Origin of the sequence: Kribbella antiqua (assembly GCF_004345665.1) — a bacterium.
GTDB classification, from domain to species: domain Bacteria; phylum Actinomycetota; class Actinomycetes; order Propionibacteriales; family Kribbellaceae; genus Kribbella; species Kribbella antiqua.
On record NZ_SLWR01000009.1, the window covers coordinates 81,902 to 100,506 of the forward strand.

At 66.5% G+C, this 18,605-nt stretch carries 26 protein-coding genes; 12 read left to right on the plus strand and 14 right to left on the minus strand.

Going from position 1 to position 18,605, the window contains the following annotated elements:
• Window positions 1-205 precede the first annotated feature (205 nt).
• On the plus strand, window positions 206-1,447 hold the full coding sequence (locus EV646_RS24860) for an MFS transporter (protein WP_132152579.1): 1,242 nt from the start codon (window positions 206-208) through the stop codon (window positions 1,445-1,447).
• Window positions 1,448-1,757: 310 nt separating this feature from the next.
• Here EV646_RS24860 and EV646_RS24865 read toward each other — a convergent pair whose 3' ends face one another.
• From EV646_RS24865 to EV646_RS24870, 3 genes are read right to left on the minus strand one after another with little or no spacing between them, the layout of a single operon-like run.
• On the minus strand, window positions 1,758-2,309 hold the full coding sequence (locus tag EV646_RS24865; protein WP_132152581.1) for a GrpB family protein: 552 nt from the start codon (window positions 2,307-2,309) through the stop codon (window positions 1,758-1,760).
• Entirely contained in the window at window positions 2,261-2,437 is a 177-nt protein-coding gene (locus EV646_RS38940; RefSeq protein WP_158291010.1) for a hypothetical protein, read from the minus strand. The genes EV646_RS24865 and EV646_RS38940 overlap by 49 nt, the downstream gene beginning before the upstream one ends.
• The gene (locus EV646_RS24870) at window positions 2,427-2,753 is read right to left on the minus strand and encodes an ASCH domain-containing protein (RefSeq protein ID WP_199237168.1); all 327 of its coding nucleotides are present in this window, start codon (window positions 2,751-2,753) and stop codon (window positions 2,427-2,429) included. The genes EV646_RS38940 and EV646_RS24870 overlap by 11 nt, the downstream gene beginning before the upstream one ends.
• Window positions 2,754-3,004: 251 nt before the next feature.
• Between EV646_RS24870 and EV646_RS24875 the strand changes: the two genes are divergently transcribed.
• From EV646_RS24875 to EV646_RS24885, 3 genes are all read left to right on the plus strand, one after another.
• Window positions 3,005-3,253 (plus strand): hypothetical protein, encoded by a 249-nt coding sequence (locus tag EV646_RS24875; RefSeq protein ID WP_132152585.1) that lies wholly within the window; start codon window positions 3,005-3,007, stop codon window positions 3,251-3,253.
• Window positions 3,254-3,920: 667 nt separating this feature from the next.
• Window positions 3,921-4,334: a cytidine deaminase family protein gene (locus EV646_RS24880; RefSeq protein WP_132152587.1), complete on the plus strand. Its 414-nt coding sequence runs from the start codon at window positions 3,921-3,923 to the stop codon at window positions 4,332-4,334.
• 124 nt (window positions 4,335-4,458) lie between these two features.
• A complete protein-coding gene (locus EV646_RS24885; protein ID WP_132152589.1) occupies window positions 4,459-4,899 on the plus strand; it encodes an NUDIX domain-containing protein in 441 nt (146 codons plus the stop codon).
• On the opposite strand, the gene EV646_RS24890 is transcribed toward EV646_RS24885, so the two are convergent.
• The 4 genes from EV646_RS24890 to EV646_RS24905 all read right to left on the minus strand — a co-directional run bounded on the left by EV646_RS24890 (window position 4,885) and on the right by EV646_RS24905 (window position 6,865).
• Window positions 4,885-5,214, minus strand: a complete 330-nt coding sequence (locus EV646_RS24890; RefSeq protein WP_132152591.1) for a hypothetical protein — start codon at window positions 5,212-5,214, stop codon at window positions 4,885-4,887. The genes EV646_RS24885 and EV646_RS24890 overlap by 15 nt on opposite strands.
• A gap of 276 nt (window positions 5,215-5,490) precedes the next feature.
• Window positions 5,491-5,850: a hypothetical protein gene (locus tag EV646_RS24895; protein ID WP_132152593.1), complete on the minus strand. Its 360-nt coding sequence runs from the start codon at window positions 5,848-5,850 to the stop codon at window positions 5,491-5,493.
• 93 nt (window positions 5,851-5,943) lie between these two features.
• On the minus strand, window positions 5,944-6,192 hold the full coding sequence (locus EV646_RS24900; RefSeq protein ID WP_132152595.1) for a hypothetical protein: 249 nt from the start codon (window positions 6,190-6,192) through the stop codon (window positions 5,944-5,946).
• A gap of 274 nt (window positions 6,193-6,466) precedes the next feature.
• Window positions 6,467-6,865, minus strand: coding sequence for a hypothetical protein (locus EV646_RS24905; protein ID WP_132152597.1), 399 nt, complete (start codon window positions 6,863-6,865; stop codon window positions 6,467-6,469).
• Window positions 6,866-7,172: 307 nt separating this feature from the next.
• Here EV646_RS24905 and EV646_RS24910 point away from each other — a divergent pair, with 307 nt between their 5' ends.
• Window positions 7,173-7,391 carry a hypothetical protein gene (locus EV646_RS24910; protein ID WP_132152599.1) on the plus strand — a complete coding sequence of 73 codons (219 nt, stop codon included), beginning with the start codon at window positions 7,173-7,175 and terminating at the stop codon, window positions 7,389-7,391.
• A gap of 208 nt (window positions 7,392-7,599) precedes the next feature.
• Here the strand turns inward: EV646_RS24910 and EV646_RS39480 are convergent, their stop codons facing one another.
• Window positions 7,600-8,532, minus strand: coding sequence for a hypothetical protein (locus EV646_RS39480; protein WP_199237169.1), 933 nt, complete (start codon window positions 8,530-8,532; stop codon window positions 7,600-7,602).
• A gap of 354 nt (window positions 8,533-8,886) precedes the next feature.
• On the opposite strand from EV646_RS39480, the gene EV646_RS24920 reads away from it, so the two are divergent.
• Window positions 8,887-9,606, plus strand: a complete 720-nt coding sequence (locus EV646_RS24920) for a class I SAM-dependent methyltransferase (protein WP_132152601.1) — start codon at window positions 8,887-8,889, stop codon at window positions 9,604-9,606.
• 214 nt (window positions 9,607-9,820) lie between these two features.
• On the opposite strand, the gene EV646_RS24925 is transcribed toward EV646_RS24920, so the two are convergent.
• Both EV646_RS24925 and EV646_RS24930 read right to left on the minus strand, forming a co-directional pair.
• Complete coding sequence (locus EV646_RS24925; RefSeq protein WP_132152603.1) at window positions 9,821-10,762, minus strand: META domain-containing protein; 942 nt, start codon at window positions 10,760-10,762, stop codon at window positions 9,821-9,823.
• Complete coding sequence (locus EV646_RS24930) at window positions 10,749-11,258, minus strand: SigE family RNA polymerase sigma factor (RefSeq protein ID WP_132152605.1); 510 nt, start codon at window positions 11,256-11,258, stop codon at window positions 10,749-10,751. The genes EV646_RS24925 and EV646_RS24930 overlap by 14 nt, the downstream gene beginning before the upstream one ends.
• A gap of 239 nt (window positions 11,259-11,497) precedes the next feature.
• Between EV646_RS24930 and EV646_RS24935 the strand changes: the two genes are divergently transcribed.
• Window positions 11,498-11,914, plus strand: a complete 417-nt coding sequence (locus EV646_RS24935) for a hypothetical protein (RefSeq protein ID WP_132152606.1) — start codon at window positions 11,498-11,500, stop codon at window positions 11,912-11,914.
• Window positions 11,915-11,987: 73 nt separating this feature from the next.
• Window positions 11,988-12,467: a hypothetical protein gene (locus EV646_RS24940; protein WP_132152608.1), complete on the plus strand. Its 480-nt coding sequence runs from the start codon at window positions 11,988-11,990 to the stop codon at window positions 12,465-12,467.
• 95 nt (window positions 12,468-12,562) lie between these two features.
• Here EV646_RS24940 and EV646_RS24945 read toward each other — a convergent pair whose 3' ends face one another.
• Entirely contained in the window at window positions 12,563-13,045 is a 483-nt protein-coding gene (locus EV646_RS24945) for a DUF1877 family protein (protein ID WP_132152610.1), read from the minus strand.
• 143 nt (window positions 13,046-13,188) lie between these two features.
• On the opposite strand from EV646_RS24945, the gene EV646_RS24950 reads away from it, so the two are divergent.
• Together EV646_RS24950 and EV646_RS24955 are read left to right on the plus strand one after the other, a co-directional pair.
• A complete protein-coding gene (locus EV646_RS24950; protein WP_199237170.1) occupies window positions 13,189-13,395 on the plus strand; it encodes a hypothetical protein in 207 nt (68 codons plus the stop codon).
• A 124-nt stretch (window positions 13,396-13,519) separates the two neighbouring features.
• Window positions 13,520-14,494 carry an NAD(P)-dependent alcohol dehydrogenase gene (locus EV646_RS24955; protein WP_199237171.1) on the plus strand — a complete coding sequence of 325 codons (975 nt, stop codon included), beginning with the start codon at window positions 13,520-13,522 and terminating at the stop codon, window positions 14,492-14,494.
• A gap of 96 nt (window positions 14,495-14,590) precedes the next feature.
• On the opposite strand, the gene EV646_RS38945 is transcribed toward EV646_RS24955, so the two are convergent.
• Both EV646_RS38945 and EV646_RS24960 read right to left on the minus strand, forming a co-directional pair.
• Window positions 14,591-14,737 carry a hypothetical protein gene (locus EV646_RS38945; protein WP_158291011.1) on the minus strand — a complete coding sequence of 49 codons (147 nt, stop codon included), beginning with the start codon at window positions 14,735-14,737 and terminating at the stop codon, window positions 14,591-14,593.
• Window positions 14,738-14,792: 55 nt separating this feature from the next.
• Window positions 14,793-15,215, minus strand: a complete 423-nt coding sequence (locus EV646_RS24960; RefSeq protein ID WP_132152612.1) for a hypothetical protein — start codon at window positions 15,213-15,215, stop codon at window positions 14,793-14,795.
• 251 nt (window positions 15,216-15,466) lie between these two features.
• Here EV646_RS24960 and EV646_RS24965 point away from each other — a divergent pair, with 251 nt between their 5' ends.
• Both EV646_RS24965 and EV646_RS24970 read left to right on the plus strand, forming a co-directional pair.
• Window positions 15,467-15,904, plus strand: coding sequence for a hypothetical protein (locus EV646_RS24965; RefSeq protein ID WP_132152614.1), 438 nt, complete (start codon window positions 15,467-15,469; stop codon window positions 15,902-15,904).
• 591 nt (window positions 15,905-16,495) lie between these two features.
• A complete protein-coding gene (locus EV646_RS24970; RefSeq protein ID WP_199237172.1) occupies window positions 16,496-17,620 on the plus strand; it encodes a squalene cyclase in 1,125 nt (374 codons plus the stop codon).
• 310 nt (window positions 17,621-17,930) lie between these two features.
• Here EV646_RS24970 and EV646_RS24975 read toward each other — a convergent pair whose 3' ends face one another.
• Window positions 17,931-18,599, minus strand: a complete 669-nt coding sequence (locus EV646_RS24975) for a Type 1 glutamine amidotransferase-like domain-containing protein (protein ID WP_132152616.1) — start codon at window positions 18,597-18,599, stop codon at window positions 17,931-17,933.
• Window positions 18,600-18,605 lie beyond the last annotated feature (6 nt).

Here is an 18,605-nt window from a genome sequence, read left to right on the forward strand (position 1 = left end):
GGAGCACGTGCCGTCCGTGTCCCGCGTCCGTACGTACGCTCGTGCTTCCCGGCGCCAGTCCCGTACGCCGGACATCCCACGGCCGGGGTGGATCCGGCCTGTCGCGCTTGAGCGCTTGCCGGGGTGTTTCGCGTGCAGTGAACAGCCTCTGCTGGGGGCGAACAGGCGTAGTCGCGCTGTTCCGCTGCGTGACAGGTTGCTGCGCATGGCGTGGGTTGTGCGGGGCGAGTTCCGGAAGCTGTGGGTCGGTCAGCTGGTGTCGGCGTCGGGCAGTGCGATCACCACGGTCGCGCTGCCGCTGGTAGCGGTGGTGACCCTGCAGGCGTCAGCTGTAGAGATGGGGGTGCTGGCTGCGCTGACTCTGCTGCCGCACTTGCTCTTCGGCCTACCTGCTGGCGTTTGGGTGGATCGGTGGTCGCTGCGGCGGGTGCTGGTCGTGTCGGACGTGGGGCGTGCGGTGCTGCTTGGGTCGGTCCCACTGGCTGCGGCTGTCGGGTCGCTGCACATGTGGCAGTTGTACGTCGTCGCCGTACTGACTGGGGCGTTGACGCTGCTATCCGACACCGCGTCTATGACGTTGCAACCTGCACTGGTTCCGCGTGAGGACCTGATGCGGGCGAACAGCGCGGTCCTGCTCAACCTGAACATCGCGTCGACGGCTGGGCCTTCTGTGACTGGGTTTCTGGTGCAGGTGGTCAGTGCCCCGTTCGCGATCGTCTTTGATGCGGCGTCGTACGTGGTGTCGGCGGTGGCGTCGTACCTGATTCGTGAACCACCCCGTGGGCCGGCTGCTGGGCCTGGGGTGCAGTTGACGGCAGGTCTTCGCACGCTGTTCGGTCACCCGGTGCTGAGGCCCTTGGTCGTGTCCGCGACCATCGGTGCGATCGCCGGCTCGTTGCAAGGCCCGCTGGTCGTCCTGTACCTCGTCCGCGAACGCCACTGGCCGGCGGGCCTCGTCGGTGTCGCCATCACAGTGTTCGGCGTCGCGGCCGTGGCCGGCAGCCTCGTCGTACCGGCGTGGACGCGTCGCCTTGGCATCGGCCGCGCGTACATCTCCGGCCAGCTCCTGGCGTCTCTCTCCGGTGTCGCCCTGGCGCTCGGCGCCGGCCCCTTCATCTACCTCGGCCAGGCGCTCTCAGGCCTGGGCATGTCCCTCTTCGGCGTCCCCCAACGCACCGTTCGCCAGTCCCTAGCCCCGCCCCACCTCCTCGGCCAGGTCTCCGCCACCTGGCGAACCCTAGTAATAGGCGGCCAGTCCCTAGGAGCCCTAACCTCCGGCCTCCTAGCCACCACCATCGGCATCCGTCCCACCCTCATCCTCTCCACCTACGGCATCCTCACCGGCGCCCTAGTCGCCACCCTCTCCCCAATCCGCACCGTCCGCACCCTCCCCGAGCAAGCCGGTGACCCGGTTGCAGGCAAGGACGACAAGCAAGAAATCAGGTAACAACCGCTGTCCTGGCGACAAGCGCCGACCTCGGCGGTCCGTGGCAAGACATACGTCTACGAAGCGGCGACCAAGCCGTACGATTCCGGCGCCAAGGCCGACCTGCAGGTGCGACCTCCCGGTGTGACCAGCTGGGCCGGCGCACGAACGATCACGCTGCCGAGCACCGGCACCGCGCGATTCTCTTACGCCTTCTCCCGAATCGGGTACTGGCGAGTGCGCGTGTTCCGCGGCAGCACCGCGTTGCGCACCGGCGCCCCATCATCCGAAGTCGGAGTCTGGGTGCGCTGAGCCCTTCGCTTGTACGTCGTCAGCAGTCGGACGCTGGGGGCTCCCAACCCGTTGCCTGGGCCCAGTCGTCGGCGTGGTGGATGGTTTGCCAGATGAAGGGGGTCTTGGCTTCCACGTAGTCGGAGCGCTGGTCTGGGGCCGAGAACTCCTTGGCCAGGCGGTGCTTCAGGTCGGCGTACTTCTGGGCTTGGTCGGGGTGGGCGCGGAGGTACTCGCGGAACAGCAGGGCGAACTGCTCGGAAAAGGAGCCTGCGCGCCGGACGTGGACGTGCGTACGGCGGGCGCCAAGCTGCTCGCGGAAGTAGCGCTTGGTGCGCTCGGGATTCTCCGGGCGGTGGACGAATCCGGCCCGCTCGATCGGCACCCGGAACGCGTCGAGCGGCTCGAACGACGCGACCGAAATCTGGATGTCGACAATCGGCTTCGCGTCGAGGCCAGGAACCGACGTCGACCCGATGTGGTCGATCCGAAGCGCCGTATCGCCAAGCTCCTGCCGCAGCCGCGCCCCGACCTCCGCGAACATCACCGGCCACACGTCGTCGTACCCGACAACAACAACACCCTCACCCATCCGGTCATCGTCGCACGGCGGATGCTCGCGGGGTTTGCGTCATCGGCCGGTGGTGGGATCCGCTGAGCCGTGGCCAGTACGTCGGTCAGTCGGCCCAGCGCGGCGTCCAGGTCGTTGCTACGCGCCATGGTCGGGCTCGGTCACCTCGAACCGGACGAGGGTTAGTTGGTCGGTGGGTTCGAGGGTGGGGTAGTAGTCACGGAGGCCGGGGAGGAGTGCGGCGGCGTTGGGAAATCCGTCTTCTTGGGCTTCCTGGTCGGTGACTTCGGCAACGGACTTGGTGACGGTGGAGGTGATTCGGCCGGGAAGGGTGACTTCCTCGTCGAACTCGAACACGAGCAGCGCGGGACCGACCTCCACCGGGTCGTCGTATCGCATCGTGATCCGCTTCGTACCGGCCTGAACAGCGGGCAGATGACTAGCCCGAAATCGCAACTTCTGCATCCCCCAACCCTCCCATCCGACCAGGGTGAACTCGCTTCTCGGCATGCCAGATGAAGGTCGGTCGGCTGGGTCAGGCGCTGGCTGGGAGTCGTCTGCGCTTCCTCGTGCAATCCTGCAAACCGACCGACACCACGCTCGATGCGTGAGCTTGCTGAAGCCCTCGGCGTTAACCGACCGCACGAGCACGACCACTGGTTGGGCCCGACCGCCTCGCCGGATACCGGGCGAGGTCGCCGTGGAACCATGCGTTCATGACGTCGGGGTTTCCAGGTAAGCATTTCTCGATCGGTCTGCCGGAAGAGGCTGAGGATCAGTCCCTCACCGCTCTCTTCAGGCATGTCGCTGACTCGTTGGCCGGGGAGGACCCAATCAGCATGGATGAGATGCTCGCGATCGGCTTCCAGACCGACCTGGGCGCCGATGGTGTCTTGCGTGGCTCTTTCACCATTGTGTTCGACGACTCGGACTCCGAGACCGCCACTCCTGCGCCGTCCCCCTAATGTGTGGGTGACAGGTTCCGGGCGGCAGTTGATGTCTTCCCCTCCCTCGGACCGGTCAGGCCTCCTATCAGGTCGACGCTACTGATGCCCGGGGCCTTCGCCGGCGCCACAGATCTACTCCTTTGATCGAACAGGGGCGAGGCGACCCCGGTGACGCTCAGGCTTGATGCTTGCGGCGTTGTTTGAGCACGCTCGGCCAATCGTCCTCCGGTACTAACCTAGTCTCGCCCAGCACACGAGCGATCGCGTCGCACTGATGAGGGTCAAGGCGCCCCGGTTCGCGCGTACCCCTGAGCTTCAATCCGACCGGTCCGGGTAGCGACACCCCGCAGGACGTCGGCGGCGTCCACAACATCTGGCGGCCAGTCACCGCAGGCAATCGGTGTGTCGGTCTCGTACTTGCTCACGCCACGCATCATGTCGTTGCTTGTGTACGGCGACCTGCATATCGATGTGGAGCTGATAGCGGACCGGTTCTTCGCAAGCGCCTGCTGGTACATGTGGGCAGACGACGAGCGCGACGCGATGCTCCGACCTGACAGACAGCCTCCGCCTGTTCGAACCAGGGTGCTGAGGAATGGTCACGGACGGGGACACGCCTGAAGCAGACCCGCCCTGGCGAGAAACCGGATAGCCCCGGCTGGACAAGGCCGTTAGGTTCCCGTGCATGATCGTTCGAAGTAACGACAGCCTCATCGATGCGGCCGTGGCCGTGCTGCATCCCCACCTTGTCGGTGATCGACTCTTCGGCGATGTGGCGTCGGCTCTCATCACTGACACCGGCAGCGTGTACGTCGGTGTATGTATCGACACCGCCTCCGGTACGGGATTCTGCGCCGAGCACGCTGCTATCGCGGCGATGGTGACTGCGCGGGAGTACAAGATCGCGAAGATCGTGGCCGTCTGGCGAGGCGAGGACGGTGGCCCGTTGCACGTTTTGCCGCCGTGCGGCCGCTGTCGGGAGTTCATCCGCCAGGTGGACGCGGCGAACCTTGATACCGAGGTGGTTCTGGGACGGCACCGAACGTCGAGGCTCCGCGAGCTCCTGCCAGCGACCGACTGGCCCGCGCCACTGGACTGAGCGTTGCAGGAGCTTAGTTCTGCCGCCCCCTGAGACCGATTCGCGACACTTCCGGCAGGTGATCTGCGACAGTGTGGAAGCGCGGATGGCGGGATGAGAGTGCGTTCGCGCTTAGAGTGGCGCCATGGTTGCCCGGATTCCGATCTCGGTCGCGGCACTTGTGCGCGACGGTCTCGTACTCCTGGTGCATCGTCACCCATCGCGTCGGCACTATCCCGACTGCTGGGACCTCGTCGGCGGACATGTCGAGGCGGGCGAGTTGCCTCACCAGGCCGTCAGTCGTGAATGCCTCGAAGAGCTCGGGGTCCACGTCCACGACCCCGTACCCTTCCCGATGACGGTCAGCGACCCGACGCTCGACATGCACGCGTTCCTCGTCACGCGCTGGGACGGGGAACCTGTCAACGCCGCACCCGAGGAGCACGACGATCTTCGCTGGTTCCGGCCCAGTGATCTCGCGGACTTGAAGATGGGCCCAGCCAGCCTGTCGAGCATCCTGAGCGCCGTCCAGGCCGCGACTGTCAGGTCCGGAGGGCCTCGGGGTACCGGATCAGTCGCCCTCTAGGTGGAGTTCAGTCGACGTTTCAGCCGCGCAACGTTCAGCCAGACGTCGGAGGCCGGCCAGCAACTCACGCTCCGGACCCGTGCTGGCGATGCCTAGCTCCTCGTTGACCTCGGCGATGAATTGCGGCATCTCCGCTGTGGTCAGGATTAGGTCGCCATACGGGTCCACGCGGCTCAGCATCGGCAGCTTGCTGCGCGCACAGATCCCGGCGAACACGTCGTTCCCGTCTGGTGCGACGTCCACCTGAGTCAGCTGGCGGCGCTTCGAACTCGTCCCGGGCTGACTCACCTGCTTCAGCACGACATCAACACCCATGGCGACGTACCTTACTGGCCCCCGGATCACGAGAAGCTGCGACGCCCCTGCTCTGCCAGTTCCTCGGCATCCAGCTTGAGCGCGGCGTCATAGTCGATCGCACCGGTGCGATCGACTCGACTCCGTCGACGGTGCGGTGGGAGCGGACGTCGTGCGGGGCCTGTGCGCCCGTCTGCGGGCCTGGCCGGGCGGCTGGCACAGATGGCCGACCAGGCCGCGTTGTCGTGCGAGCGCCGGACGTTTCCCACGTCATGCCCGGATCGGCCCGACAACCGACTACGACTCAGGTTGGTCAGGAGGTTGGTAGAGCGGATGGCCCGGGTTGTTGAACGGGTCGGGCGGCCGCCCTCCGGCCTGCCGTAGGCGCTCGGCCTTCGCCGGAGCCTCGCGGTTGTAGCGCTCTCGCGCCTCGGCCTCCGGGTCGTCCTGGTTGGGCTGGCCCGCGGCACGGTGAGTGGATGAGCGACGATCAGCCGGGTCGATGTCTGGCCACAGCCGCCAGTCGATGCTGGGATCCAGGTCGGCGGGCGGCTCGGGCCAGACCATATCCGGGGGTATCTCCTTGTAGACGAAGGTCCCATCGGGTAGGTCAGCCATGAACATGCGGCGCCCCTCGGGCGCAGGGTCGGCGCTCATCTGTCCACCATAGGCCCGGGTCAGTCGAGGTCGGGGATGTAGTCCAACTCGCGTACGCCCGGCCCGGCCGCGAGCAATGCAGCGGGCACACCTTCAAGCCCCCCGCGGCGCCCACTCCACCGGAGGGTTGGTTGGTGTGGTGGAACAGCGGATGCGCTTGTTGCGCACGACAACGACCTCCGGGCTCAGGACCTCGATCCTGCACGGGTCGCCGGCCGCGAACCGCTTCGCGGCCTTCCAGACCTCTGGCACGACGATGACCGTCTCGACCGGCATGGCCGGACGGCGCTTGGCGGTACGCCACCCGGCCGCGTCCGAGACCTGGAACTCCTTCCGGGTCATCACGACCGCGCCTGCCTCGGGGCGTGCGGCGAGTCGCCTCTACCGATCAGCCGCCTGGTTGGGCCGAATACTGGTCTGGCGTCGGGAGAAGGGTACGCGGACAGCGGCATGTGGGTGCGCACGCGACCGCATCCAAGACCGTCTCCTCCGAGTGGCAGTGGGAGCGGCTGTTCAGCCGCAGCGAGCTCTGCGGATCCCCACGCCCACCGTTTGTGGGCTCTCGGCCCCTGGTCGGGTTCAGCTGCCATGGGCCGCCCAGCGGGATCTCGGCTGTTCAGTCGCCCAGATCCAGGCCCGCCAACTTGAGCGCCTTGCGCCATTCTCGGCTCGAGGGATCTGGCCCGATGCTGGCGTAGAGCGCGCGCCGAACCTCCCGCTTGTCGAAGTAGACCTTGCCGTCCACTCGCCACGCCGTCAGCGGTTCCTCGGTGGAGCCGTGGGGAACCTCGACGAGGAAATAATCCATGCCGAGTCGAGACGCGATGTCCAGTGGACTCGGCTTGGTGTGTCTCGTGGCCAACTCCCTGGCGCACGCTCGGTGGTCAGGGTCCGCTGGAATGACATCGACGGCCGGAAGGAGCTTGCCAGCGGAGCGAACATAGAAGACCGGCGACTCGCTGCCGTCTTGCATGACCGCGAACAGTCGTACGTCGGAGGTCTCGTGTTGGCTCACGGTTCGACTCATCGATGCGATGACGCTCTTCTCGAGGAGTCTACGGGCCGGACCTCCGAGGCGCCGCTCTTCGGCATGACCGCGCCTTCCTATCTGCCGCTACGGATGCGGCAGGCACTACGGTGACCTCCATGCCTGAGCATGTCGCCGCTATCGCTCTTGGTGTTAACCGGGAGCCGAATGCTCCCTTCTCTCCGATGACGTCGGGAAGACTGTGCTGGCGTTGAACCGGCATGTCGACGACCTGACAAGCGTTGCGTCGTCCTGATCTGGTCCGGCACCCACTCTGCCTGCCTGGCAGACCCGAATGACGAAGCGATCAGCGGGCAACGCCTCTACAAGCGGTCTGAGCGATGTGTTGTGGGCCGGTGTCGTCCGCGACAGCGACGTCATCCAGGCACTGGAGATGCAGAACCGTGTTCACCCGAGCCACGATCCCTCGCGGTTCGGGCGACTGACGCATCACGTCGTTCTCTTGAAGGAGAGCGTAGTCGAGGTGATCGCCGAGGTGGTCTCGGTTCGATGATTCGACGGCGCGACGCTAGACGCGGCAACCGCCGCGATGCGTGGCTGATCGACGCTCACATCGCGCTTCGCCAACAGCGGCATGAGCGGACGTTGGTCAGAACTGATCGGTTGACATGCGAACGCCTACGATCTCCAGAGACTGTTTCCGCCCGACCTATCTTGCTCTGGTCAGCACGCTCCGTTCGACTCCGCGGAGGTGAGCCAGTTCAGCTAAGGGCGACGCGGCGGCCGGTACCTATCTCGTCGCTCTTGTCGTCGGTGACCACCGCGAAGGCACCCGACGGGACGCCGGGCAGCGCGGCGACGTCCGCGGCGACGCTCAGCAGGACCTCTTCGGGGGCGCCGGCAACGAAGAAGACGTAGACACCGCCGATCTCCTCGCCGTCGTCGTAGATGTCGAAGCCGCCGTCGCTCGACTCGTCATCGAGAAACTCCTCGATGTCGTCGATCCAGCCGAACTCATACCCGGGGTCGCCTGGCGGGATGCCGCCGGCACCGTTCAGCGGAAGGTGGATCTCGACGACGAGCTGCCCCTCGATGGGATCCGGCGAGGCGACGGTCGGTATTGGTGTCAACCGCGCCGCCTGCGGGCGTAGTACCGAGCGCACCGTCGGCGCGCCGGTCTGCCTGTCGCCCCAATCCAGGAACGGATTGCGAGGTAATAGAGCATTCGTCTCGCCGCGCAGTTCACGGAGACGTCTGCGGCGGAGCGTCCCCGCGCTCAGCGAGGCGGGCCGCACACTGTCCGGGATCCCTGGGTGCTCACCCGACAGCTTCAGCGCCTGCTGCGCGCGCGATACGCCCTCCAGAACCGCAGGCAGCGCAAGCAGTTTGCGTTCGTCAGGCTCCAGCGCTTCGAGCTCGCCGAAGTCGATGCGCATCTCTACCAGATGCCGCTTCCGGCCGCGAACTACACGCTCCTCAACAGACCCCTCGTACGCAGCCCTAACCACGATCATGTGGAGCTCCAGCACCGGCGCCTTGCTGATCCTGCTCCACCAGGACAGCCACGACCCGTCTTCACCAAGGAGCTCAACGACCCTATCGACCTCCTGCAGAAAGCCGTTCTCGGCGCCCATCGTGAGGGCGTCGACGCCGCCCTCCAGCCAGTAGTCCTCAGCGCCGTTCGGATCGAGCATGACCCGACTGTAGTCTCCGACCGCCGAGCCAGCTCCACGCTTGCTGCCCAGATCCTAAGCGCCTTAACACCGGGCAGTTCGGGCGTTTTCACTCAAGCGGCAGAAGAGGATGAGTCTTCCGACGTGCTGCATGTTGAGGATGGGTGCCCGCTTGTGGAAGCAGCACGGCGACCAGATGGCGTCCCCTTCCGCGGTCGTGTTCCTGCTGCCAACAGCAGCAGGGCCCGGTCCGAGCCGGCGCCCGCCAGCGCGCATCCTTGGAGGAGAAGTGTTGTCGATTGCGGCTGACACGCACTGCGATGCGCGATCCCGGAGCTGACAGCCCGTCTGGCATCCGAGAAGTACCCTTGGCCCGTGTTCTCGCCTCAAGGCCCGTCCCTGCGTGAACTGGCGATCCAGGCGCTGTCCTCGGTCGAGCGCGGCTACGACCTGCTCGCTCCGAAGTTCGACTACACGCCTTTTCGCACCCCCGAGAGCATTCTTGACGCGGCCGCCGACGCGCTGCGTCCGCTCGGGCCGTTCGCCCGGGGAATGGACGTGTGCTGCGGCACTGGTGCGGGCATGCGGGTCCTGCAACCCTTGTGCAAAGGACGGATCACGGGCGTCGACTTCAGCACTGGCATGCTCGCGCAGGCGCGCAGTGCGCATCCGGACGCCGAGTGGGTACGAGCCGACGTCCTGGCCCTGCCCTTCGCCGAGGCCTTCGACCTGGCGGTCAGCTTCGGAGCGCTCGGGCACCTCCTGCCCGCCGAACGTCCCGCGCTGTTCGCCGGGGTGTACCGGGCGCTACGGCCCGGCGGGCTCTTCGCCTTCCCGATCGGCGCGCCGCCACCCATCACCTCGGGCTGGTACTGGGCGCTGCTCGGATTCGATCTGACGATGCGGGTCCGCAATGCCGTGTGGCGTCCCCGGTTCGTCATGTACTACCGCACCTACCCGCTGCACGCGGTCCGCAACGACCTGACTGCAGCCGGATTCATCGTGACGACGGTCCCCTTGGCGGCTCTGGGCCGACGCGAGGACGGCAGCCCGCGGTGCCGGCTTGTCCTTGCGCGCAGAACCGGCACGCCCTGACTGATACGCACGCCGCAGAAGCTCAGGACCGCAACTCGGCATGCGGGGCGCGATCTGCGGCAGATCCGGGCGTTTCGTCGGGTCCCTCGACGTTCAGGGTTTCGCTCAGGGCGAGCCTGCTGACAGACGACGAGAGCAGACTCGCCCGCACACAGAGCCGACCGTCAGGTGCGCGGACATGCGCCGGGCGACAACTCATTGCGCATTTGGCTTGCTACGGGTAGCGAAGCCAACCAGGCGGAGTCTTGACATTGCGGGTCTGCCCGACCACGACGTTGCACCAGCCGGCCTTGACCACTACCTGTGAGGCTCCCCGGAACACCCAGGCCTCCCATAGGGCTGGGGCCGGGCACTTGTAGCCCCGCGGCGGTCCTTCAGCGCGATTGAGTTCAGCGGCCAGCTTCACCGCCTCGGTTCGGGGGATCACTCTTCGCTCGGTGAGCCTCAGGTCCGGGAACTCGTAGCGGCATACGAGCACATCGGTGGGGTTGGGAGGTACGAAGGCGCCGTCCGGACCTGCGCCGAATGCCTCCGGCACCACCTCACGCGGACACTCGGTGATGATCGACGGCGTGCCCGTGGGCCTTTCGTAGGTTCCGAGCCGACGTCCGTCAGCTGCGTAGAAAGTGAGCGCACGGCCGTCGATGGTGAACCGTGCTGCCTTGTGCAGTACCCCCCGGTTGGGGACGTTGTCGCAGCCCATCAGGGTCACAGCGCCGCTCGTATCGGCGGTTATCGTGCCGTCGTCGCTGGCACGGTAGGTTCCACCGATACCGTTGCAACCATCGGTCCCGCCCCATTTCCCGTTGGTGTCGAAGGTCACGGCCGCTCGGGTCGAGTGGGCCAGCGATAGTTTGGACCGGTCGAATCCGACAATGTCGACCGGCCGCCAAGTGCCGATCAGCGCGCGGGTCAGCGTCTGCGTCGTTTCCGACGTGCTGGGTGTCGACACCCCTGCGTTCTCGTTCCCGCCAGGTCCAGTGACGGCCACGGCGACTCCGGCCGCAGCCACGGTCGCCACAGCGAGGCTGGATGCCAGCCAGGTCCGGCGGCGGCGGATGGGCCGAACTGCTCGGGTGGCGAGGTCGTCGACGAAAAGAGCCTGCTGACCTGCTTCGAGCAGGGTTGCGCGCAGCTCGCGCTCAAGGTCGGTCATGTTCACTGCTGGTTCCCTTCGCCACCGGAGGGTCGTGTGCTGCTCTCAGGGAGGCGAGCGCCCTGTGCAGGGTCGCCCGAGCTGTGGATTCCTTGATCCCGAGCGCGGCCGCGATCGAGGCATGGTCGAGGTCTTCGTAGTAGCGCAGGATGAGCACGGTCCGCTCCCGAGGCGGCAGCGCGGCGAGTGCCCGCCACATCGCGTCGTGCTCGGCCAGCGCCGACGCCGGGTCGGGTTCGGAATGGCCGGACGCGGCTACCGCCACAGGCGTCTCGCGGGAGGAGCCGCGTCTGGTTGCCGAAATATGCGCGTTGACCAGGATGCGGCGGACATAGGCGTGCGGATCGTCCATCCCCTGGACGCGCCGCCAGTGCCGATAGGCGTTCATCAAAGCGTGCTGCGCCAGGTCCTCGGCGCGGTGATGGTCGCCCGACAAGACGTAGCCCAGCCGCACGAGCTGCTGCCCGCGCACGGCGACGTACTCGTCGAACTCCACATCCGGCTCCTAGATGGACGTCGTTATACCCCATAAACGCTCGGATGCCGCAGAACGCTGCGTCGCCCAAGTATCCGGCCACCCCGGATCGCAGCTCCGAGCAGTCGCCGCCGCCAGGCGGCGGGCTGTGTTCACTGCCTGCGTCGACGGCGTTGGCCGATAGCCGAACACTCTGAACTCGGCATGTTGGTTCGCGCTGTCAGCGGCGCGAGCGGACGTCTCGCACTAGGCTGCGCGCCATGCAGCCGTACTACGAGGTGTCCCTTATAAGGCCGTGGCACTGGGGGATCGCCATTCTGTCCGCTGTGGACGCAGCCGTGCCCGAGAGCCTGGGCGAGTCGCGGGTGACGAGCACCTCTGAGTGTCTCGTCATCCAGGTCCGCCATGCACAAGACATCGAGGCTGCGGTGTTCGAGGGCGACTGGGACTGGGCAACAGCGGCCGTTCACCTGCGGAGCGTGCCCGACTTCGAGGAGCCGACGGGGACTGTGCTGTATGAGGGCTTGCTGGCTCTTCCGGATGGGCGCCTATCGGTTGGCGATGCTGACAGCCAGGTCATCGTCACGGATCTGCCGACGCAGACTCGGGTCAGAGTTCAGACGGACGACTTGGCCGAGTACGGCGTCTCCGCGGTTCAAGTCGACCTCGCTCCCTGAACGTCCAGCACGCACATCGGCGTGAGCGCACGGATTGGGGTATGAGCGTTCGCCTTCATGACACGATGCGAGCGTGAACGCGAGTGCACCTGCTGGCTTTGGGCCCCGGCTTCATCGGGTTGCCGTCGACTTCGTAATTCCGGGTCATGGTCCGCGAATCGACGAGGCCGTGGTACTCGCCGAGGACCTCGTCGCATCCGGCTTCATGGGCGATGCGACCGTCGAGGTCGCGGCATTGCGTCGGGACGCTACTCGCAGCGACGCCGAGCCGCTCGTGCTCGACATGCTGGCCGAGTGCGGGGTCGATCTGCCGATTCCCGAGGACGAGGACGCGGAATACCGCCTGCTTCTAACGGCGTTCGGGTTCTGGGACCTTCCGATCGTCGACTTCTACTCGCCGTTCCTGCATCACCTGCCCTCATGGGATGAGCAGGATGCCCTTGAGCACACCCTCATCCACCTATTCGACGATCTCGATCACGCCACAGACCCGGCCCAGAAGCATGAGATCGTGCAGCGCATGCGAGCCGCTGTCCGTGACGCTCTCGCGTGAAACGGTTGAAGCCCGCTCATCGGCATGGCCGCGCGGCATGTCCGGACGTTCACTGGACCCCTCGTTAGTTGCGGGCGTGCGCACGTCGGCGAGTGCTAAGCCGTGAAGATGACGTGGCGCTTGCTGGCGGCGGCCTGCCGCCAGAAGTCAGTGAGATGGACGAAGTTCTCCCACGTGTAGTCGAAGTCTTCGTCTCCGAACGCCGGGTAGTCCGCAGCGTCGATGCGCTCGTAGCCCGTCCGTAGCGACGGCTCTGTGACGGCCATGAGCGCGGCAGCGACAGCGGGGGCTTGGTCTTTGTCGACCAAGACGACTATCTCGTCCTCGCCGCTGGTCAGCAGCTTGCCACCGAGGACGGCTAGGTTGAGTGGACTGGCCCCATTGTCGAAGCCGAGGCGGCCGTCGGTGAGGCTTCGGTGGATGGCGTCCCAAGCTTTGTCGGCCGCCACGTTGTAGTCATCGTCGCGCTCTTCGATGACTTCGTGGACGTACTCAGAAATCCCCTCGTCGTCGCCCTCCATGTCCAGAAGCTTCCTGCGATCTTTGTCTGTGATTGCAAAGTGCATGCCCAGGCTCATACGTGCCCTCCCTCGTCGCGGCTTCCCGATGTGCACATCCTGCCCGCTTGAGCTTGCCTCTTGCTGCGGCAGGCACGCACGTCGGCAAGCCGCGCCTTCCCATGCGCGGCATGAGAGTGCGTCGCTCAGCTAGCGTTCATGCAGTGCCTACCGATCCGAAGCCCACTGATCCCGGCCGTGAGGCTGCGCTGGGACGAATCGCCTTGTGGCTGGATCCCGAGGACTTGACCTGGCTCGGATCGAATTGCGCATGCACCGAGGACACCCCGGTGGAAGAGCAGGAACGCTGTGGCCGGATCCGTTTTCGGGCTCACGCAGCGCTGCACAAGGCCGGCCAGAAGGACGCGTGATACTGGACCGCCCGGGCGGATCGCGGCAGGTGCGGACGTTCGTCGCGCGTGGTGCGAGAGAGACCGGCGCTTGTGCCTGCTCAGCGTGCCCCGTCGGGAGTTGCTACGTTGCCGGCATGACCAGGTGGGCGGCGGGGCGGGCGTGAAGGCGGTCGTCTACGACCGGTACGGGTCGCCTGATTTGCTGAGGGTCGAGGACATCCCTGTACCCTCGCCGGCCGCCGGCCAGGTTCGGGTGAAGATCGCCGCGACCTCGGTCAACCTCAGCGACTGGGAGTGTCTGCGCGGATCGCCCGCGTACGCGCGGATCGGTGGGCTGCGTTTCCCGGCTCGCCGGACGCTCGGATCGGACATCGCCGGGCTGGTCGACGACGTCGGGGAAGGGGTCACCCGGTTCCGGCCCGGAGACGAGGTGTATGGCGACAACCTCGCGCTGATGGGTGGCTTCGCGGAGTACGCGCTCGCGCCGGAGTCCGCACTCGCCCACAAGCCGGCCCAGCTCACGTTCGCCGAGGCGTCGACCATCCCACAGGCGGGCGCGATCGCCCTGCAGGGCGTGGGTAGGGCCGTGACGGGTCACCGGGTGCTGATCAACGGCGCTGGCGGAGGGTCGGGATCCTTCGCGATTCAGCTCGCCAAGCGGCTCGGTGCTCACGTCACCGGGGTGGACAACGCCGCCAAGCTGGACTTCATGCGGTCGGTCGGCGCGGACGACGTGATCGACTACCACCGCGACGACTTCACCCGAACCACCCAGCCGTACGACCTGATCCTGGACCTGGTCGCGCACCGGTCGGTGTTCGCCTACCGGCGTGCGCTCGCACCCGGCGGCACGTATCGGTGCGTGGGTGGGTCGGTGCCCACGCTGCTGCGCGTGCTCACCGTCGGCTGGCTGGTTGGGCGGCTCACCGGTCGCGCAATCGGGATCCTCGCGGTCAAGGAGGGGCCGGCCCATTTTGAGCCGCTTGCCGCGCTCTGCGTTAGCGGGGACGTACGGATTCACATTCACCGTACCTTCGCTCTCGACGAGGTTCCGGCGGCGCTTGCTCATGTGGGTGAGGGACGTGCCCTCGGCAAAGTGGTTGTCGGCCTCTCCTGACGCAATTCGAAACGCGTCCCGGCTCCGGGCAACTTGCCCGCACGCCCGCTCATCGGCATGACCGCGCTTCCCTCTCCGCGGCATGAGCGGACGTTCTCAACCCGGGGTGTGTGGCTCGAGGTCGAGCACGAAGTTGGCGGCATCGGTGTCGACCACCATGTTCAGGATCCAGTCGGCGCGCGACTCGACGAGTCCGAAGGACCTCGCTTGGTCGTCACCGGCCAGGCACATCCGTCCACGCACCTCACGACTGACTCGGTCCGGCTGCAGGTCTCGCGAGCTCGTGTGACGTCGTCCCTTAGACGCCCCAGGGCCCTGACCGGCGATAGCCCGCGAGCATCGCCGCAGCAAGCCCCATTTGGATCACACCGATAACGCCCTGCACCACGATGTACCATTCCGGGCCTTCAGGCGCCATTCGCCCTGACAACTCAAGCACCGCAATGGGTACTCGGGCCAGCCCAGCGGCAAACGCTAAGAGGACCAGCCAGAAGAGCCAGCGCCACCGCCTCAGCACGCCGATCGCCAGCACAATCAAGAAGCCCAAGAGCCCCACCAAGAAAGCGATGATCACCGGCGTGCCGGTGCCTGGCATCCGGCGTAGCGTCACCTCGCGGACGGCCGGTGACACCGCGAGCATCACGACGAGAGCGACCCACGCAAACGCGAAGAACACAAGCACCAGGCCTTGAGTCCGGTTGATCTCAGGACGCGGGGCCACGGGGCGCTCCTCAACTAGTGCAGGTTGCGGGTTGGCGAACGTTAAACACGGTGCGATCGTGTCACAGCGGATACGCCAACATCGCTGATCGCGGCATGAGAGTGCGTTTCGTCGGACACCGCTGTCCGCCTAGGGACGTGGGTAGGCGCGGTGAGCCTTTAGGAAGCGCTGCGCACGTCATCGCCCAGCGACACCAGGGGAACCGGACGGAGACCGCGTTTGATCCATAGCGAGCGGGGTACCGCAACGGCATGCCTCACGTTGTCGTCGACGTAGACGCCGATGTTCCGGCCGAGCGGATGATGGCGGCGGCCACCGACTTCAGCGAGCGAAGGCCTGAGTTGTGGCCGAACATCTCTCGCGAGTTCTGGCAGCTGCACGACCATGGCGCGAACTGGGCTGAGGCAACTGAGGGTAGCCCGGCCGTGTGGGCACGCGAGCGGTACGAATGGTCAGAGAACCGTGTCGTGGGCACGACACAGGATTCGAACGTGTGGCAGCCCGGTGGAACATGGACATTAACCGTCGAGCCGCGCAACGGCGCCCGCAGTCACATCCGGCTGGTCCTGGATCGACGCTGGAAGGGCAAGGGCTGGCTCTTCTATGTCCCGGTGGCGCTATTCGGCCGACAAATGTTCAAGAGGAACTTGCAGAAGACGTTGAACGTGCTCGCGTCCAGCCGTAGGTGAGGCGGGCTGCGGCCGCTCTCAGACTTCCCAGGGCAAGGGCATGTCGGGCCGATTTGTTGCCGTTCTGTTTGGGGTCATCCGGTCCTTTTGCTCCGGTAGGCTCCGGGGCGGACTTCACACAAGCACGCCCGGTCATCGGCATGACCGCGCGATCAGCGGCAATTGAGTGTGCCTCGCGGACACGTGCGGGACACTGGGTCAATCCACTCAACCGGCGCCGCTGGCGCGCCCGAGGCTCTGCCAAACCGTCGCTAGGAAAGAGCGGCACGTGGAACGCCGCACGCGTGGTCTGCGATTGAGACCTCACATGTGCAGCGCCGGACCCAGCTCCACCCAATCGGCTCATGCCCCGCCAGGTTCGGGACCTCCCTCTACGCGGCTAGATCTGGGCGAGCGTAGCCGCCCTCTGCGGCATGAGCGGACATCTATCAGCCTGACGGTCCGCTACCTTTCGGAGGGTGGACGATCCCGAACGCCCCAGTGGGCGACTCGTCGAGCAACGCATGCGCAACCGCGCCATGGAAGCATTGGTTGCCCTCAGAGAAGGCGACTCGGGCGTTCGTAGCGTCGGGCGTAGGTGAGGGGTCAGGGATGGAGCCGACGGAGAATCAGGGCCCTTATCAGCCACGAACGCCGCCGATGGCCGAGGACGATCCGGTTGTGCAGTGGCTGCTGCAGGGCGATCCGGCGATCCGCTGGCAGGTGCTTCGCGACCTCCTCAACGCCTCGGAGACCGAGGTGGCGACCGAGCGAGCGCGGGTGGAGCACGAGGGCTGGGGTGCTCGGCTGCTGGCGCTGCGGGCTCCTGATGGCCTGTGGGCGAACGGGGCCTACTTTCCGGGTACCGCGGCGTTCGCAGCGGCCACTGCGCGGGCTCTGGCTGCCGGTGAGCCACCACCGCCTTTCCCGTCGCCCGACGCGGAACCGGCCGAGGCACCGACCGACGGGTCGAGTGCCGAGCCGGGCCAGCCGTGGACCGCGACGTACCCGGTCCTGCTCGACCTGTGCCACCTGGGCATGCCCCCGGACAGTCCGGTGATGCAAGAGACCGCACACCTGGTGGCCCGCAACTGCCGCTGGGAGTACGACGGACTGCCGTTCTTCGCCGGCGAGGTGGACTGCTGCATCAACGCCGGCACGATCCTGATCGGTGCCTACCTGGGCGTCGACGTCGACCCGGTGGTGCAGCGACTCGTGGCCGACCAGATGCCGGATGGTGGCTGGAACTGCTGGGCCGAGACGCGCCCAGCGCCGGCATCTTTCGCAAGCACCCTGGACGTGATCGACGCTCTGCTGAGGTGGGAGCGCCATACCGGCGGATCTGAGGAGGTCCGCCGGGCTCGCCGGAGCGGAGAGGAGTACTTGCTCCGGCGCAACCTCTTCCGGTCGTTACGCACGGGCGAGGTGGTCAACCCGCAGTGGGCATTGTTCTCCTACCCCCCACGCTGGCACTACGACCTGCTCAAGGCCACGGAGTACTTCGCCCGGCGTGGGGGCACTCCGGATCCGCGGCTGACCGAAGCGATCGAACGCGTCCGCGCAAAGCGCCGACCCGACGGGCGTTGGCTGCTCGAGAACAGCCACTCCGGCGCGGTCCACTTCCGGTTCGAGGAACCCGACGGCACGCCTAGCCGGTGGAACACCTTGAGGGCGCTCCGGGTGCTGCGCTGGTACGACGCGTCCGCCCACTCCGGCAGCGCGAGCCAGGCGTCTTGACGACAGGTGACGACATCACGTCGACGGTGGCAGTTGAGCCGTTCCGTTGGAGGAACCATCAGCGGGGAACGCGACTTGCCACCGGGCAAGGCGCACGACCGAGGGTCCCACTAGACCCGTCCTGCTCCCGGGTACCGCACCGGAGCCCTATGCGGGACTGCGGCGGACCCTCGCATGCGACGCACGCTCGTCGGCAGTTCCGTGCTTCACGGACAGCGGCATGAGCGGTCAGGCGATGCAGTCGGTCGGCGGCGTGCCCCCAGCACGACGCACAGGAGGGGCGCTGGGACACTCCGATAGCAGTCGGCGGCTATGCGGGGAAGGCCCTCCAGTGTCCTTCGGAGATGACCTCGATGGTCCCTTCGGTCACCTTGATGGCGGTCTGGTCGTCGATCGCGTACGCCGGACCTGCGATGTCGGCGGCCCATCTCTCCGCATCGGCCATGGTGTTCCCCGGCATGAGCTCGTGGTCCAGGTGCGGGTAGATCGAGAAGTCGACGACCGCGAGCGTGCGGTCGTCCAGGGCAGACGGCCACGAGACGAAGTCGTCACCGATCCGCGGTGTCATCACCATGCTGCCGGCACTCATCCCTACCCAGACCGTCTCGGGTAGCGACGAGATGACGTCCGACAGCCCTGACTCCCGTATCCAGTGACACAGGTACGTCGTCTCGCCGCCGTCCACCAGCAGCACGTCGGCCTCTCGGACCCACGGCACCCACCGCTCCTCGCCGATGCTGGGCAGCGCGGTGAGCTCCAGGACGCCCACGGATGCCCAGCCCAGGCTGGTCATCATGTGAAACGGAGGCTCGCCAGCGACGGAGCTTCGCACCGAGGCGGGCCCGAGCATCGGGTGGCCCCACTGCGCCGTGGGGATGCAGAGCGCACGGGACTCGGAGATCGGCTTGCCCAGCAGATCGACCAGTGCATCGCGGATGCTCTCATTCGTAACGCCTCCGGATGTGAGAAGGAGCTTCACAAGGCC